The 16,439-nt window shown below is 60.5% G+C and carries 14 protein-coding genes and 1 pseudogene; 10 read left to right on the top strand and 5 right to left on the bottom strand.

The features are described from left to right. The first annotated feature begins 3 nt into the window (after positions 1 to 3). A complete protein-coding gene (locus J3P93_RS11620) occupies positions 4 to 2,466 on the top strand; it encodes a PAS domain-containing protein (protein WP_434597489.1) in 2,463 nt (820 codons plus the stop codon). On the opposite strand, the gene J3P93_RS11615 is transcribed toward J3P93_RS11620, so the two are convergent. Together J3P93_RS11615 and J3P93_RS11610 are read right to left on the bottom strand one after the other, a co-directional pair. Continuing rightward, the gene (locus J3P93_RS11615; protein ID WP_434597487.1) at positions 2,428 to 3,975 is read right to left on the bottom strand and encodes a sensor domain-containing diguanylate cyclase; all 1,548 of its coding nucleotides are present in this window, start codon (positions 3,973 to 3,975) and stop codon (positions 2,428 to 2,430) included. The genes J3P93_RS11620 and J3P93_RS11615 overlap by 39 nt on opposite strands. A 679-nt stretch (positions 3,976 to 4,654) precedes the next feature. Continuing rightward, positions 4,655 to 5,611 carry an AraC family transcriptional regulator N-terminal domain-containing protein gene (locus J3P93_RS11610; RefSeq protein WP_434597485.1) on the bottom strand — a complete coding sequence of 319 codons (957 nt, stop codon included), beginning with the start codon at positions 5,609 to 5,611 and terminating at the stop codon, positions 4,655 to 4,657. A gap of 162 nt (positions 5,612 to 5,773) precedes the next feature. On the opposite strand from J3P93_RS11610, the gene J3P93_RS11605 reads away from it, so the two are divergent. After that, entirely contained in the window at positions 5,774 to 6,979 is a 1,206-nt protein-coding gene (locus J3P93_RS11605; protein WP_434597483.1) for an MFS transporter, read from the top strand. Positions 6,980 to 7,049: 70 nt separating this feature from the next. Here the strand turns inward: J3P93_RS11605 and ycaC are convergent, their stop codons facing one another. Beyond that, positions 7,050 to 7,682: an isochorismate family cysteine hydrolase YcaC gene (ycaC, locus tag J3P93_RS11600; protein ID WP_160040662.1), complete on the bottom strand. Its 633-nt coding sequence runs from the start codon at positions 7,680 to 7,682 to the stop codon at positions 7,050 to 7,052. A 247-nt stretch (positions 7,683 to 7,929) separates the two neighbouring features. Here ycaC and J3P93_RS11595 point away from each other — a divergent pair, with 247 nt between their 5' ends. From J3P93_RS11595 to J3P93_RS11560, 8 genes and pseudogenes are all read left to right on the top strand, one after another. Continuing rightward, positions 7,930 to 8,601 (top strand): polysaccharide lyase family 7 protein, encoded by a 672-nt coding sequence (locus J3P93_RS11595; RefSeq protein WP_434597480.1) that lies wholly within the window; start codon positions 7,930 to 7,932, stop codon positions 8,599 to 8,601. A gap of 195 nt (positions 8,602 to 8,796) precedes the next feature. Next, positions 8,797 to 8,892 (top strand): annotated as a pseudogene (locus tag J3P93_RS11590) (general stress protein); the annotation flags it as partial. Between the two features lie 378 nt (positions 8,893 to 9,270). Beyond that, on the top strand, positions 9,271 to 9,822 hold the full coding sequence (locus J3P93_RS11585; RefSeq protein ID WP_093100927.1) for an ATP-dependent Clp protease proteolytic subunit: 552 nt from the start codon (positions 9,271 to 9,273) through the stop codon (positions 9,820 to 9,822). Between the two features lie 194 nt (positions 9,823 to 10,016). Beyond that, on the top strand, positions 10,017 to 10,622 hold the full coding sequence (locus tag J3P93_RS11580; RefSeq protein WP_090284058.1) for an SCO family protein: 606 nt from the start codon (positions 10,017 to 10,019) through the stop codon (positions 10,620 to 10,622). Continuing rightward, positions 10,622 to 11,101: a copper chaperone PCu(A)C gene (locus J3P93_RS11575; RefSeq protein ID WP_434597478.1), complete on the top strand. Its 480-nt coding sequence runs from the start codon at positions 10,622 to 10,624 to the stop codon at positions 11,099 to 11,101. The genes J3P93_RS11580 and J3P93_RS11575 overlap by 1 nt, the downstream gene beginning before the upstream one ends. 189 nt (positions 11,102 to 11,290) lie before the next feature. Next, positions 11,291 to 11,554, top strand: coding sequence for a hypothetical protein (locus J3P93_RS11570; protein WP_434597476.1), 264 nt, complete (start codon positions 11,291 to 11,293; stop codon positions 11,552 to 11,554). Continuing rightward, complete coding sequence (locus J3P93_RS11565; RefSeq protein WP_434597474.1) at positions 11,551 to 12,288, top strand: Fic/DOC family protein; 738 nt, start codon at positions 11,551 to 11,553, stop codon at positions 12,286 to 12,288. Before J3P93_RS11570 ends, J3P93_RS11565 begins: the two co-directional genes overlap by 4 nt. A gap of 238 nt (positions 12,289 to 12,526) precedes the next feature. Beyond that, complete coding sequence (locus J3P93_RS11560) at positions 12,527 to 13,255, top strand: helix-turn-helix transcriptional regulator (protein ID WP_434597473.1); 729 nt, start codon at positions 12,527 to 12,529, stop codon at positions 13,253 to 13,255. Between the two features lie 10 nt (positions 13,256 to 13,265). On the opposite strand, the gene J3P93_RS11555 is transcribed toward J3P93_RS11560, so the two are convergent. Continuing rightward, positions 13,266 to 15,224, bottom strand: a complete 1,959-nt coding sequence (locus J3P93_RS11555) for a MacB family efflux pump subunit (RefSeq protein WP_434597472.1) — start codon at positions 15,222 to 15,224, stop codon at positions 13,266 to 13,268. A gap of 2 nt (positions 15,225 to 15,226) precedes the next feature. Continuing rightward, a complete protein-coding gene (gene macA, locus J3P93_RS11550; protein ID WP_434597471.1) occupies positions 15,227 to 16,375 on the bottom strand; it encodes a macrolide transporter subunit MacA in 1,149 nt (382 codons plus the stop codon). Between the last annotated feature and the right edge of the window lie 64 nt (positions 16,376 to 16,439).

The raw sequence follows: 16,439 nt of genomic DNA, 5'->3' as shown, positions 1-16,439 counted from the left end.
GGAGTGGATGTCCTGAAACAGCTTTCTCGCGAGCAGCTCGAATCCGAGGTCACGCGCCTGCGCCTGGCCGTGGAAGCCACCTGCGACGCCGTCTGGGACTGGGATCTGAAGACCGACCGGATCGTCTGGAACGACTCACTGCAACAGGCCTACGGCTACGTCGCCGAGGCCATCGAGCCGACCTGCGACTGGCGTTTTGCGCAGATCCACACTCAAGACCGTGGCCGAGTGACCACCTCGATTCGCTCGGCAATCGACGGCACAGGCACCACCTGGAGCGCCGAGTACCGCTTTCGCTGCCACGACGGCTCGTATGCCGAAGTGCTCGATCGCGGTCACCTGATCCGCGATGCCGCCGGCCAGCCTGAGCGAATGATCGGCGCGATGCTCGACCTGACCCGCTCGCGCAGCGCGGAAAATGCACTGCGCCTGAGCGAAGAACGCTTCAGCACAATCCTCGAAACCATCGAAGCGGCGTTTGCCATCGTCAAGGTCAAATTCGATGTCGACGACCAACCGATCGATTATTTCTTTGTCGAAGCCAACCCGGCATTCGAGCGTCAGGCCGGGGTCAATCTACGCGGCAAATGGGTCACCGAGTTTGCACCAAACCTGGAACGGTTCTGGTTCGAGACCTACGGCCATGTGGCGAAAACCGGTGAACCGGCCAACTTCGAAAACTATGCCAATACCTTCGAACGCTGGTTCGACGTGCGCGCCGTGCGTGTTGGCGAGCCGGCCGATCGGCAGATCGCAATCCTGTTCAACGACGTCACCGAACGCCGCAATGCCCAGGAACGCCTGCGCGTCAGCGAGGCCGTGGCTCGCGAGAACATCGAGCGCGTACAACTCGCCCTCGCCGCTGGCGCGATCATGGGCACCTGGCACTGGCACCTGCCCGCCGATGGTTTTTCCGTCGATGAAGCCTTCGCCCGGGTGTTCAACCTCGACCCGGCGCTGGGCCGCGATGGCCTGAGCCTTGAGCAAATCGTCACCAGCGTGCACCCGGACGACCGTGAAGGGCTGATCGCCGCGATCAACGAAGTGATCGCCAGTGGCGGTGCCTATTCGCACCAATATCGCGTATGCGGGGCCGACGGCAAATACACTTGGATCGAAGCCAACGGCCGCGTCGAGATTGCCGAGGACGGCACCCCGCTGCGCTTTCCCGGGGTGCTTATCGACGTCGAAGAGCGGCGCAATGTCGAGGCCGAGCGCGACCGCGCCACCGCCGCCCTCCGTGCACTGAATGACACCCTCGAACAACGGGTTTCGGCACGCACCGCCGAACTGATGCAGGCCGAAGAGAAGTTGCGTCAATCGCAGAAAATGGAAGCGGTCGGGCAACTCACCGGCGGCCTCGCCCATGACTTCAATAACCTGCTGGCGGGGATTTGCGCCTCCCTCGAACTGGTCGACAAAAGGATCAGTCAAGGTCGACTGCAGGACATCGGCAAATACATGGAAATCGCTCAGGACGCAGCCAAGCGGGCGGCCGCCCTGACCCATCGACTGCTGGCATTCTCCAGGCGTCAGACCCTCGATCCACGGCCGACAGAAGTCAACGCGCTGATCGCCGGTATGACCGAATTGATCCAGCGCACCGTCGGACCGAGCATTCGCCTGAAAACCGTGGTCGCCGCCGATCTGTGGCCGGCGCTGGTCGATGCCAGCCAACTGGAAAACGCCCTGCTCAACCTGTGCATCAACGCCCGCGACGCGATGCCCGATGGCGGGCGCATCATCGTCGAAACCGCCAATCGTACGCTCGATGCCGAAGCCGCGCGGGCGCTGGACATGCCCGCCGGTCAGTACCTGTGCCTGTGCGTCACCGACACCGGTACCGGCATGAGCGCCGAAGTCATGGCCAAGGCTTTCGATCCGTTTTTCACCACCAAGCCATTGGGTCAAGGCACCGGGCTGGGGCTGTCGATGATCTACGGTTTCACCAAGCAATCCGGCGGTCAGGTGCGGGTGCAGTCGCAGGTCGGCCAAGGCACCGAAATGTGCATTTACCTGCCGCGTTATCGCGGCGCGGCGCAACGCAATAATGACGACGCGCAGAGCACCAGCACGCCGTTTGCCAAGGCCAGCGAGACCATCCTGATCGTTGACGACGAGCCGTCGGTGCGCCTGCTGCTCAAGGACATTCTCAAAGACCTCGGCTACAGCCTGCTCGAAGCGGCGGACAGCCTCGAAGGGCTTGAAGTGCTGCGTTCCGGCGCGAAGATCGACCTGCTGATTACCGACGTTGGTTTGCCGGGCGGCATGAACGGGCGGCAGATGGCCGATGCCGGACGGGAAATCCGTCCGCAGCTGAAAACCTTGTTCATCACCGGTTACGCGGAAAACTCGGTGATCGGCAGCAATCAGCTCGGCCCGGGCATGCAGGTGCTGACCAAACCCTTTGCGGTCGACACGCTGGTGTCACGGGTCAGTGGGCTGATGGCCGCGCCCTTCGAGTGACGGCTCCCCCCGGTACGCAGCGAAGCCGTTGCGCCCGGCGGCTTTGGCTTGATACAGCGCCTGATCGGCGGCTTCGATCAGCCTTTGCACAGCGTCCAGTTGCGCCCCCTGCGCTGCGGCAACGCCGATGCTCACGCTGACCCGTGCCAGTGGACTGGAGGGATGTGGCAACTGCGCCTGCTCAAGCCGATCAACGAGCAGTTGCGCCACCACCGCCGCGCCCTCCGCATCAGTGTCGGGCATGATCACCGCGAACTCCTCGCCGCCGTAACGCGCGACCAGATCCGACGGGCGCCGCACAGAGTCTTCCAGCAGTTTGCCGACTGCCTGCAGGCACGCGTCGCCGGCGACATGCCCGAGGGAATCGTTGTACAGCTTGAAGTAATCCAGATCGATCATCAGCAAGGCCAGCGAGCCGCCGTCGCGCTGGGCCCGGCGCGCTTCGGTGGCGAGGGTCTGGTCGAAACAGCGACGGTTGGCCAGCGCGGTCAGCGCATCCTTCATCGCCAGCAATTCCAGCTGTCGATTGGAGCCGAGCAACTGCTGCTGGGCGATCCGCAACTCTTCTTCGACCTGGGTGCGCCGACGAATATCGCGATAGAGAAACCAGCCGATGACACCGGTCAGCCCCAACAGGCTGGCGACCACCACTGCGGACAGCAAGGCCTCCGTGCGCCACGCCGCGAGGGATTCATGCTTGCCCAGCGCGACCGTGGTCACCAGCGGCAATTTCTGGCTTTTGCGAAACGCGTAGAGCCGTTCGACGCCGTCGAGGCTGGAAGTGAACGACGCGGTGCCTACCGAACGCTCGACGAGATATTTGGCGTAGATCGGCGATGTGGAAAAGTTGCGGCCCATGTCCTGCTCGCGGAACGGGTAGCGCACCAGCAGCGTGCCGTCGGTGTACGACAGGCCGATCGCGCCGTCCTGACCGACATCGAGCTTGCCAAACAGACGCAAAAAGTTCTGCACGCCCAGCGTCACCGCGACCACCCCGGCGAACGCGCCCTGATCGTCATTGAAGCGGCGACTGACGGTGATCACCCACTCGTCATTGCTGCGGCTGCGGATCGGCGGGCCGATGAACGTCTCACGGCTCGGATCGTCGCGATGATGAATGAAATAGGCGCGGTCGCTGCTGTCAGCGCCCTGGGGAATCGGCCGGTTGGATGACATCAGCCAATGGCCGTGACGGTCGTAAATGGTGATGCCGCTCAGTTGCGGCATCAGCGGTTGCTGATGGTTGATCAACGTGCGCAAGCGCTCGATGTGCGCCGGGCCGCTGCCTTCGGTTTCCAGGCGCTCGACCAGGCCGAGCAACAACAGCGAACTCTGGCGGACGATGCCTTCGGAATAGGTCGCCAGTGCTTGCGTCAGGTTCAGGCTGTGGACGTCGATTTCTTCCAGCGCACGCTCGCGCGAAGCGAGGACTTTCCAGATGGTCAGAGACGCCAGGGAACAGCCGATCACCAATAACAGGAGGATGACGAGATGGGTATCACGCTTCACGAAAGTACCTTATGGAAAGTCCGGTTTCCCGTTCCTGCCGTCAGCGGACCGAGGCCCTGACAGCGACCGTATGTCCTCGGCTGGGGCAAGGATACAAGCAGTCCAGGCAACGCGCAGCATCATCCTGCGCAATATCCTGTGGGAGCTTGCCTGCAAGCGATGGCTTTCTTTCAGGCGGTGAGTTTTGGGTACATATCCGTTGCTGCGGTGATGGCGACTTAGGGTTTCGCCCTTACGGCGAGTCCCTTTTTCAGACGCCAAAAAGGAACCAAAAGGCTTTGCTCCTACGTACGGCCCTCGCAGGCTCGGGTCCCTTCGCTGCGGGACCGATCCGGGCGCAGCGGCTACGGTTTGCTGCGCTGCACCTACTTCCGCTGTGTACGACTTCGTCGTACGGTCGCTGCGCTCCCACGCCCGGATCAATCCCTCCGCTCAGCCTTCCGATGTCGCCGGTTAGGCAAGATCAAGATCAAGGGCACTCGAGCTAACGCTCATTGTTGAGTGGTTAGAAGCGGGGGGTTGGCTTGGGATTTGTGGTTTGGCTGCCCCTCACCCCAGCCCTCTCCCGAGGGAGAGGGAGCCGATCTTTGGGCTTTTCAGAATCTGAGTCCAACTCGGTATCTCAGTCGGCGTATCTCTCACATCCACCGCGGTCAGTCCCCTCTCCCTCCGGGAGAGGTTAGGGTGAGGGGCTGTTGATTTTCGCGGTTTGATGCTCGTCCTCCGACCGTCGCTGCCCACGCAATGCGACGATGTCGCGCTTGGGCGCGGTGCCGAACAGTCGGCTGTATTCGCGGCTGAACTGCGATGGGCTTTCGTAGCCGACCTTGAAGGCCGCGCTGGAGGCGTCCTGCTGTTCGTTGAGCATCAGTCGCCGCGCTTCGGTCAGGCGTAACCACTTCTGATATTGCAGCGGGCTCATCGTCGTCAGTTGGCGGAAATGATGGTGGAAGGTCGGCGCACTCATCTGCACCCGCGCGGCCAGTTCCTCGACTCGCAACGGCGAGGTGTAGTTGATTTTCAGCCAGTCGATGGCTTTGGCGATGCGGTAGCCCTGCCCGTCGACCGCGGTGATCTTGCGCAACCGCGGCGCCTGATCGCTTTGCAGCAGGCGAAAGTGGATTTCCCGCTGAATCAACGGCGCCAGCACCGCGATTGCCTCCGGCTCGTCGAGGAGTGCGAGCAAGCGTTGGAACGCCAGCAGCATCGGCGGGGTGACCGAGCCGATACCGACGCTCTTGCGCTCGGCGCCGTCGCGGTATGACGGTGGCTCGCTGTGCGCGGCCAGCTCGGCAAGCATTTGCACATCGAGCTTGAACGACAGCCCCAGACAGGGCCGCTCGGGGCTGGCCTGCAGCACTTCGGAATTGGCCGGCAGATCCAGTGAGGTCAGCAGGAATCGCGAGGTGTCGTACATGAAGCCCTCGCCGCCCACCCACAGTTGCTTCTCGCCCTGAGCCACTAGAATCACGCTGGGTTCGACCATGCACACCAGCGGTGACGAGGGTTGCTCGCGGCGGAAAAAACCGAGCCCGGCGATCGCCGTGGGGAAATCGCCTGGTACGTCGGCATGCGCGCCGATGGTCTGCGCCAGCTCGGCTTGCAGCGATAAATAGGGGGAAAGTGTCATGGTCATAGGGTTCCGTTACCTCTGCGCTGAACTTTAGCGTGCCGGCGCGCGAGCGTCCCGCGCAAATGCCGCGACTCAGCGGATCAGGCAAGAAATCCAGCGAATCGCGCTACAGCCGTGCGCGCCTGGCCGGGACAATGGACGTTTTGCGCAACACAGGATTCGACAATGACCGTGACCACTTCCGCCCCGCCGCAATCGCACGCCTCATGGGGCGCGGTATTCGCCATGTCGCTTGCGGCCTTCGTATTGGTGGCCTCGGAGTTCATGCCGGTCAGCCTGCTGACACCCATCGCCAGCGACCTGCACATCAGCGAAGGCCAGGCCGGCCAGGGCATTTCCGTGTCCGGGCTGTTTGCCCTGCTCACCAGTTTGCTGATTCCGTTGCTGGCCGCAAGGGTCGATCGCAAGCCGCTGCTGCTGTCGCTGACCGGGTTGATGATCGTCTCCGGCAGCGTGGTCGCGTTCGCACCGAACTACCCGGTGTTCATGCTCGGTCGCGCACTGATCGGTGTGGCAATTGGTGGCTTCTGGTCGCTTTCGGCAGCGACAGCGATGCGTTTGGTGCCGGATGAACAGGTCACGCGGGCGATGGCGATCGTCAACGGCGGTAATGCGCTGGCAACCGTGATTGCCGCGCCGCTGGGCAGTTTTCTCGGATCGTTGATCGGCTGGCGCGGGGCGTTTTTCTGCGTGGTGCCGGTCGCCCTGTTGGCCGGGGCCTGGCTGATGTTCAGTCTGCCGTCGATGAAAGCCGCGGGTGGCGCGGTTTCCGGCAACGTCTTGCGCTTGCTCAAACGCCCGCCGGTGGCGTTGGGCATGCTCGCGGTCAGTGTGTTTTTCATGGGCCAGTTCATGCTGTTTACCTATCTGCGACCGTTCCTTGAAACGGTCACTCAGGTCAATGTCTCAGTGCTCTCGCTGATGCTGCTCGGCCTCGGCGTGGCCGGGCTGGCCGGGACTTTCCTGATCGAAGGGTTTGTGAAAAAGAGCCTGCGTCGCACGCTGATCGTCATTCCGCTGCTGATGGCGGTGATAGCGATGGCGTTGATTACCTTCGGCAGTTCAACGGTCATTACCGCAGTCTTGCTCGGTTTGTGGGGTCTGGTGGCAACCGCTGCGCCGGTGGGCTGGTGGACGTGGCTGGCGCGGACCCTGCCGGACGCGGCCGAAGCTGGCGGCGGTCTAATGGTCGCCGTGGTGCAACTGGCTATCGCCTCGGGGGCGATTGTCGGCGGCGTACTGTTTGATATGAGCGGCTATCGCGCGACGTTCGAATCCAGCGCTGGGTTGCTGGTGGTGGCGGCAGTGTTGGCATTACTGGCCGCGCGAGCGGCGTCACGGGTGCCGCAGCCATCGATGAGCCTGACCTGACTCGTCGTCCTGAATCCTCAAACGACAAAAGCCCGCTTTCAAAGCGGGCTTTGTTATGTAGCCATACCGATTACTTCTGCTGAGCCGTCAGCGCCGTATAGCTGTTCATCAGGTTGCGATAGTTGGGAATACGCTGCGACAGCAGGTTACCGAGGCCTTCGATGTCGTTGCGCCAGTCGCGGTGCAGCTCACAGGCCACCGAGAACCAGTTCATCATTTGTGCGCCAGCCTGGGTCATGCGGCTCCATGCAGCTTGTTGTACGGTGGTGTTGAAGGTCCCCGAAGCATCGGTAACCACGAACACATCGAAACCTTCCGCCAATGCCGACAGGGTCGGGAACGCTACGCAGACATCGGTGACCACGCCGGCAATGATGATCTGCTTGCGGCCAGTCGCCTTGATCGCTTTGACGAAGTCTTCGTTGTCCCAGGCGTTGATCTGGCCTGGCCGAGCGATGTACGGCGCGTCCGGGAACATTTCTTTCAGTTCCGGGACCAGCGGGCCGTTCGGGCCTTGTTCGAAACTGGTGGTGAGGATGGTCGGCAGTTCGAAGAACTTCGCCAGATCGGCCAGGGCCAGCACGTTGTTCTTGAACTCGTTGGGCGAGAAGTCCTGCACCAGGGAGATAAGACCAGTCTGGTGGTCAACCAGCAGCACGATGGCGTCGTCTTTGTTCAGGCGGTTGTAGGTTGGAGTGGTCATGGTGGGCATCCCTTTTCAAGTTTGAAGTTTGTTGTTGCGTTCAAGTTGGGTACAGATTACTGACCCATCGAAAAAGGATAAATCGGCTGAAACGCGTTTCACCGTCCACTCAAACGAGACAATCCACACCCGCTGATCAATGCCATTAGTCCACGCACTGTTAAGTTCATGGAACACATCGATGCACCCCGGCATCACTCGTCTTGCAACTTACCCACTTCATCTGTCCGAGATTGTGGAGGTATTTATGCCTGTCGATATCAGCCGTTTGCGTATCACCACGCCTGTCGCCACTTCGCCCACCAACCCGGTCGCACTAGAGTTGATGGGCGATGAGGCGTTGTTGCGTTTTCCTAAAGTCATCAGCCGCCAGCCCGATGGCAGCATCCGTTTCAGCGCACCAACCCTTGGCGCCTCTAGCAAAAGCACTCATCGCACGCGCTGCGAATGGAAAGAGCCGGTGTACTGGACGCTGGAAAGCGCAGCGCTACACGTCAATCGCCAGCGCATGACGCTCACGCAGGTCAATTCCGCGCAAAAGGTGGTGATTGCGCAGATGCACGTCAAGGACGACGACAGCCCGGCGATCAAGGTGTTCTGGAACAAGAACAAAATCACCTGGGGCTTTCGCCAGAGCTTCAACCAGCCCGACCCGGTCAACAGCACGATCGCCAGCAATATTGGCCTCAACGTGCCCTTCACGGTCGAGATCAACGTCAGTGCCGCGGGGCTGGTCAACGTGCTGGTGATCTGCAACGGCGTGACCACCTCGGCGCCGCCGCAGCAGATGGACAGCAGCTGGGCGAACCAGCGTTTCAACTTCCATGGCGGTGTCTATAACCAGATCGATTACAGCGCCACCACGGCGGCCACCGATGGCTCGGTGTGTCTGATCCACGACTTGCTGCTGAGCCATTAACCGTTCGACCGCTTATCGGGCAACTGTAAAACAATCAAAACGATTCCAGCTTTAGCGTTATCCGAATTAGTGTCCGTTACGTAAACGGACAGCAAGAACCCTCACTTTTGTCGGAGAACCACCATGACTACCGGTAATAAGAATCAGGGCAATAACAAGACCTCCACCAGCGATAAAAAGGGCTCATCGGGCAGCGGCAATGGCGGCAACTTTGCCAACGACCGCGAAAAAGCCTCGGAAGCCGGCCGTAAGGGCGGGCAACAGAGCCATGGCGGCGGACGCAAGTCGTAAGCGCCAATTCGGGGGCGGCCTCGCTGCCCCTTTCACCTTGAGGTCTGCCATGAAAGCGCCTGTCGAAAATCACCACTGCGCCATGCAAATGGAAAAGGCTGAAGAGCCTGCCCACGAAATGGAGCTAAGCTCTCCACCAGGCCTGACATTGGCAGAGGATCAGCCTCAACAGCCTGCCAGTGCGCCAGAGCCGCCACGCCCTGTTCCCGCGGTGGCGTCGCGCAGTTGCTACGAGCGCCTGCAAGGCGCCGCTCAGGCCGAGCGCCAGTGCGGGGCGACACACACCCGACCTGTTTGCGAGCGCGGTTACTGAGCAAGCCAGTCAAAGCAGTCTGTTGACCCGCATCGTCAAAACGCCATTAAACAGCGAGGTGACTCATGCCCGTTCACGTCATCAATTTCACGGGGCCGATCAACGCCTCCACCTGCGGCCAATTGATCGACAAAGCCTCCGTCGCCGTACAGCAAAAAGCCTCGAAGCTGATTGTTAACATCGCCACGATGGGTGGCGAATGCAGTTACGGTTTCACCATGTACAACTTTCTCCTGTCGCTACCGATTCCGGTGCACACGCATAATCTGGGCACGGTCGAGTCGATGGGCAATATCGTGTTTCTTGCCGGCGAACGCCGCTCGGCGTGTACCCACAGCAAATTTCTCTTCCACCCTTTCCACTGGCACTTGCAGGGCGCGGTCGATCATTCGCGCATGTCGGAATACGCCATGAGCCTGGATTACGACTTGTACCTGTATGCGCGCATCGTCGCCGAACGCACGGAAGGAGCGCGGGAAACACTGGAAACCGAGAAATACCTGACAGCGGCACCGCGCATCATCGACCCGTCGCAGGCCATGCTGTGCGGCTTGATCGACGCGATCGAGGCGCCGGTGATCACGGCCGAATCGGTGAATTCGATCATTCACGGCTGACGGCCCCGCAGTTGCCCTTCAGCCCTGCCCTTCGAACCAGCGAGGTCATTTTTTCTTACACCTTTTATGGCGCTATCCCACACCATCCAGCGATCCGTGGCCGGCGCCTGCCTGCAGTTTGGTATCATGCGCCGCTTTTACGGTTAACCCCCCGCCAGTCCTGTCGACTGACGGGCTGCAAAAGGCGGTATTAGATGACGGCTTTGTTGACTCGCCGCAAGGTACTTGCGGGAATGGGCGTGCTCGGGCTGGGCCTGCTCGCCGGCTGCGACACCCGCGGCCAACTGTCGTACAAGTACGGCAAGGATCTGAGTAACAAGATCATGGGGCGCACCTTCAAGCTGAAGAACACCGACGGCGAAACCATGACGCTGTCGAGCTTTCGCGGCATGATGCCGATGGTGTTCTTCGGTTTCACCCAGTGCCCGGCTGTGTGCCCGACCACCCTCGCCCGCGCGGCGAAGATCAAGAAGCTGATGGGCGCCGACGGCGATCGCTTGCAGGTGATCTTCATCACCCTCGATCCAGAGCGCGACACCCCTGAAATTCTCGACGCCTACATGAAAGCCTTCGACCCGACCTTCGTCGCGCTGTACGGCACGCTTGAGGAAACCCAGGCCACGGCCAAGGAATTCGACGTGTTCTACGAGAAGGTTCCGGCCGGCGACACCTACACCATCTCGCACACCGCGACCAGTTACGTCTACGACTCCAACGGCGGTTTGCGCCTGGGGCTGTCCACATCGCTTTCGGCAGAACAATGCACGGAAGATTTGCTCACTGTTATGGAGGTCTGCTGATGCGTCCTGTCTTGAACCACATCAAACGCGCTGTATGGGGTCTGTCGTTGCTGGGCCTGGCTTTTCAGGCCGCGGCGCAAACCACAGTCGACGACGCCTGGGTCCGCGCCACCGTGCCGACCCAAAGCGCCAGCGGCGCGTTCATGACCCTCACCGCTGACAGCGACAGCAAGTTGCTCAGCGTCGCTTCACCGGTCGCCAAAGACGTGCAGATCCACGAAATGACCATGAAGAACGACGTCATGAGCATGGGCCCGGTGAAATCGGTGGATCTGCCGGCGGGCAAAGCGGTCGCGTTTGATCCCAATGGTTATCACGTGATGTTGATGGGGCTGACCGGCCAGCTCAAGGAAGGCGAAAGCGTACCGCTGACCCTGACCGTGGAAAACGCCAAGGGCGAGAAAGAGACCCTCGAGGTGAAGGCGCCGGTGCGTGCGCTGACCAACATGCCGGGGCACGATCACAGCAAGATGCATTGATTGCCGAGTGATCTGAAAGGGGCGGCTTGATTGAACAGGCCGCCCCTTTTTTTGTGTCTGAAGGTCCGACCCGGTATTTCACGTCAGCGTATTTCGAAAAAGCACATTAACGATAATCGAAACGCTCGACGGTTATCTGCCCGAACAGCGCCATGCTATTCTCCGACAGAGCAAACGAGGGGTTAGAAAATGACCGAATCAGCCAGTGACAGCGTTGCGAACGAAGTACGCAAACTCGCTCAAAAACACAGGGTCGGCGCCGACCGTGACGGTCTGAGTTGCATGGCTGCGACGATTACGCGGCTCGCCGGAGATACTGTTGAGTTGGACGGTGTTGAGCAACTGCTGGTCAACCTGAAACGTAAGGGTGTTCTCAACAAGGCAGAAATAATGGTCTTGCAAGGACGTTACCTCCAGGAAAAACGGCGTTCGAAAGAGCAACTCAGCGCATGACGTTCGACCCCTTCGGCGATTTCGACACTGAAGGCTACCTTCGAAACTCGCTGAAGTTGAAAGATCCTGTTGAAGTCAAAGAATCGGAACACCTTTCTTTCGAGGCCAGTATCGAAGACGCGCTTGCCCACTTGGCGAAAAAAAGACCTATCGATTACAAAGCGGTACTCAAAACCCACGAAATTCTGTTCTCTGGTTTCTACCCTTGGGCAGGGAAGGACAGAAATGAACTGGTACCCCATTTGGCGGTTTTCAAAGGAGCGCAAGACGACCCTCATTACACGCCCTTTGAACGACCCGATCTGATCAAAAGATCCGTAGACTACGCGCTTGAACTGGCCGCAAACAAAAAACGCTTCCGGGATCGCCCCGGCGATGTGATGGGTCAATTAGCCTCGGCTCACCCGTTTCTGGACGGTAACGGACGGACGATTTTGCTCGTTTACATGGAGCTGTGCTATCGAGCCAAATTTGCCATCGATTGGTCGAAGACTAGCAAAGATGCCTATTTACGAGCGCTCAGCGACGAAATCCGTGATCCCTTCGTAGGCCACCTGGACAGTTATCTCAAGCCCTGCGTCGTAGACATTTCCAGCCGTGACGAATGGCCCGGCGTAATCGGCGGTATAAAGGGGCTGGACGGGTTGGATAAGGAAGGGATCATCTACGCGAATCTCGACAATCCCGATATCCAGCAGCTTTATAAAACTTACAGAACGCAGCCCATCGAGTGACCAAACAAAAAGCCTGCTGTTAACGCAGGCTTTCTTTTGACTGGCCGAAGGTCCCCTTTTGCATTCTTGATGCGTCATGCGAACCTGAGTGCGTACTTATCGCAATTGCGCTTGATTAAACGCATGTTGAAACGTTGTACTAGGATAGGATCCAAACCTGTAGGAAATTTTACCGGCCATGGAGCTCACGCCGGGACTGCAGGATACGAGCCGCTCAATGCCACTCACGGATGAAGACATGAACTCACACCTGTTTCCGCACATCGGCAAGGTCATTGCCAGCACCGGCAGCCGCCATTTCCCGCGCATGCTGCATGACCTGATTCGCACGCAACTGGCGGTGGACGCTACGCATATCCGGCAGATGCGTGTCGAACCGGTGACGCAGCGCTGCGCACCCGAGCCGACGAGGGAGGCGGCGTTGCGCGCCGACACGCTGTTCAGCGAACACAGCGACCGGCCGCCGCCCGAGACATCGCCGACCGTCGCCGACGCTGCGCAACTGCACCTGACCCGGCGCAAGGACGGTTACCGCTACGTGATTTCGGTGTACCGCAACGATCAGTCGGAACGCTTTTCCGCCCAGGAGCGCAGCCTGTTGCAGGACATCTCGCCGGTACTGCTGCCGATGGTCGAAAAACACATCAACGCCGTGCAGCCGCTGGAGATCGACCCGCAAGCTCCGGTCCCCACCACCGAAACCAGCGGCCTGGAGACCCTGCGCCTGCGCTTCAACGAGCGCTTGGAGCAACTGGGTTTGAAGCTGTCGAACCGCGAAAGCGCGGTGTGCATCGGCCTGCTCGCCGGGCACACTGCGCCGGAACTGGCCGCGCAGTTGCAGCTCAAGGTCAACACCGTGGAAAGCTACCTCAAGCGCGCGGCGATCAAGCTGGGCATCAGCGGCCGGCATTCGTTGATGAAGTGGATGTATTCGCCGCAGGACAGCGCGGCAGCCCCCACCCCCTGACCCGGCGCGATCAATCCCGCGCCAGCGCTTCGATCGGGTCCAGCCGTGAAGCGTTGCGCGCGGGTACGAAACCGAACACCACGCCGATCAGGGTCGAACAGAACACAGCCGTCAGCACCGAGCCCATGGAAAACACCATCTCCCATTCCTTGATGAATACCGAGAACAGATGGCCGATGGCATATGACAGGGAAATGCCGATGGCGCCACCGAGCAGACAGACCATCACCGCTTCCACCAGAAACTGCTGACGAATGTCCGACTGGCGCGCGCCCACTGCCATGCGGATGCCGATCTCGCGGGTCCGTTCGGTCACGGAAACCAGCATGATGTTCATCACGCCGATGCCGCCGACCACCAGCGAAATCACCGCAATCAGTGACAATAGCAACGCCAGCGAGCGGCTGGTTTTCTGCACGGTCTGCATGATGCTGTCGAGGTTGTTGGTGAAGAAATCCTTGCTGCCGTGACGCTGCAGCATCAACTTGTTGACGTTGTCCTCCACCACTTTGCTCGGCTGGCCGTCCTTGATGCGCACGCTGATGCTGTCCAGATAGCGCTGGCCGAGCAGGCGCCCGGCAGCGGTTTCGTAGGGCACCCAGACGTTGAGTGACTTGCTCGCGGCAAACAGGTTTTTGTTCTCCGCCGCGACGCCGATCACGGTGCACGGCAGATTACCGATCAGGATCACCTGCCCCAGCGGGTCGACCTGCTCGCCGAACAGGCGCTGACGGGTCTTGTGATCGATCACCACCACCTGAGCCTGACGTCGCGCATCGCTTTCGCTGAAATGGATGCCCGCCGCCATCTTTATCCCGCGCACCTGGAAATACAGATCGCTGACGCCGTTGACCTGGGCATCGACATCGATATTGCGGTAACGCAACAGCAGATTGCGGCCAACCACCGGTGTCGCGCTGTCGACGTAATACAGTTGATTGAGGGCCGCGACATCGGCGGGCACCAGGGTTTCGATGGCGGCGGATCGGCTGTCGCCGAAACTGGTCCCGGAATAGATATCGATGGTGTTGCTGCCGATCGCCTGAATATCCTTGAGCACATAGCGCTTGGCACCCTCGCCGATCGCCGAAATGGACACCACCGAAGTGATGCCGATGACGATGCCGAGCATGGTCAGCAAGGTGCGCATGCGGTGCGAAATCAACGCGACCCAGGCCATGTTGAAGGCTTCCTTGAACAGCCCGAGGCTGGCGACCAGACGCCGGGCTGCGGTGGCTTGCGGCGCCGCCCGGTCGTCGCTCACCGATGCTTCGCCGTCGGGGACATTGCGCCGGTCGCTGAGGATCTCGCCGTCGCTGACTTCGATGATGCGCTGGGCATTGGCCGCCACTTTCGGGTCGTGCGTCACAAGAATCACCGTGTGCCCGGCGGCGTGCAGCTCCTGGAGAATGTGCATGACCTCCTTGCCGCTGGTGGTGTCGAGGGCACCGGTTGGCTCATCGGCGAGGATCACTTCCCCGCCGTTCATCAAGGCGCGGGCAATACTGACGCGCTGCTGCTGGCCGCCAGACAGCTGGCTGGGCCGGTGCGTCAGGTGCCGTTCCAGCCCCAGCCGCGCCAACAGCTCGCGGGCGCGGGCGTGGCGTTGCGGCTCCGGGGTGCCGGCATAAATCGCCGGGATCTCGACGTTGTGCATGGCACTGAGATGCGGCAGCAAGTGATAGCGCTGGAAAATGAAACCGAAGTAATCGCGGCGCAGTGCTGCCAGCGCCTCGCTGTCGAGGTCGCGGGTTTCCCGGCCGTTGATCTTGTAACTGCCGGCGGTGGCGTAATCGAGACAACCAAGGATATTCATCAGCGTCGATTTGCCCGAGCCGGACGCACCGATGATCGCCACCATTTCCCCGGCATGGATCGTCAGATCAATGTCCTTCAGCGCGAGGAACTCGCGATCGCCGGCAATGAAGCTGCGGGTGATGCCGCTCAGTTGCAGCAGGGCCTGGGCCATGATCAGGACCCCGCCACAGCAGACACCGGATCACCGATCACCACGCGATCACCCTCGATCAGACCTTCGTTGATCTGCACTTTGACGTTGTTGTTGATGCCGACCTGCACGGTGCGTGGGTGGGCCTGCCCCTTGGCATCGAGCACACGCACCGGATAGCTGCCGTCACTGTTGCGCGCGCCGAGTGCCGCCACCGGAATGGTCAGCGCTGACTTTGCCGTGTCGAGCACCACGCGCACCTGCGCGGTCATGGAAATGCGCAAGCGATGATCCGGGTTCGGCACCTCGAACAAAGCGTTGTAGAACACCGCAGTGTTCTGCTTCGGCGTGCCGGCCGGCGGTGTTTCGAGGAAGTTCTGCGGTGCCGGCTCAGTGCCGCGCAGCTTGCCGTAATAACGTTTGTCTTCACCGAGAATGGTGAAATATACCTCCTGCCCCGGCGCGATGTGAATCACATCCGCTTCCGACACCTGCGCCTTGACCGTCATGGTGTCCAGATCGGCCAGTTTGAGCAGGATCGGCGCCAACTGGTTAGCGATCACGGTCTGGCCTTCCTGCGTAACGATGCCGACCACATCGCCGTCGATGGGCGCAATGATCCGCGTATAGGCCAGATTGACCTTGGCGGTGTCGATCTGGATATGCGCACTCTTGATCTGCGCGTCCAGTGACAGCAGATTGGCCTGCTGCACTTCGTAATTCGATTGCGCGGTTTCGAAATCCTGGCGGGAGATCGACGCGTCCTCCTGCAAATTCCGGTAACGCTCGAACAAGGCCTTGGTCTGGCGCAATTGCGCCTGGGTCGCACGCTTTTGCGCTTGCAGGTTTTCTTCATCGACCTGGGCCTGACGCAGGGTGTTCTGCAACACCAGTGGATCGATTTCCGCCAGCCACTGGCCCTTCTTCACCTTGTCGCCCACCTTGACCTTGAGCGACTTCAATTGCCCCGACACCTGCGCCCCGACATCGACCTGCTTGATGCCCTCGAGCAGCCCGGTGGCGAGCACCGCGTTCTCGATGTCACCGCGTTCCACCGTGGCGGTCAGGTACTGCGGCGCTTGCGCCGGCGCCTGTACCGCGTACAGCAACAAGCCGGCGACCGCCGCCAGCGCTACACCCAAAGCGACTTTGCGCAACTTCGACTTTTCCATAAATAAACCACAAATCCATTCAGGGTTGAGCCCGGCCGGCGACCGGGCTGCAAGACGTACACAT

Source organism: Pseudomonas sp. R3-57 (assembly GCF_051132065.1).
Taxonomy (GTDB): domain Bacteria; phylum Pseudomonadota; class Gammaproteobacteria; order Pseudomonadales; family Pseudomonadaceae; genus Aquipseudomonas.
Note: the sequence above shows the minus strand (reverse complement) of the source record. Positions and strands in the feature narration are given on the sequence as shown.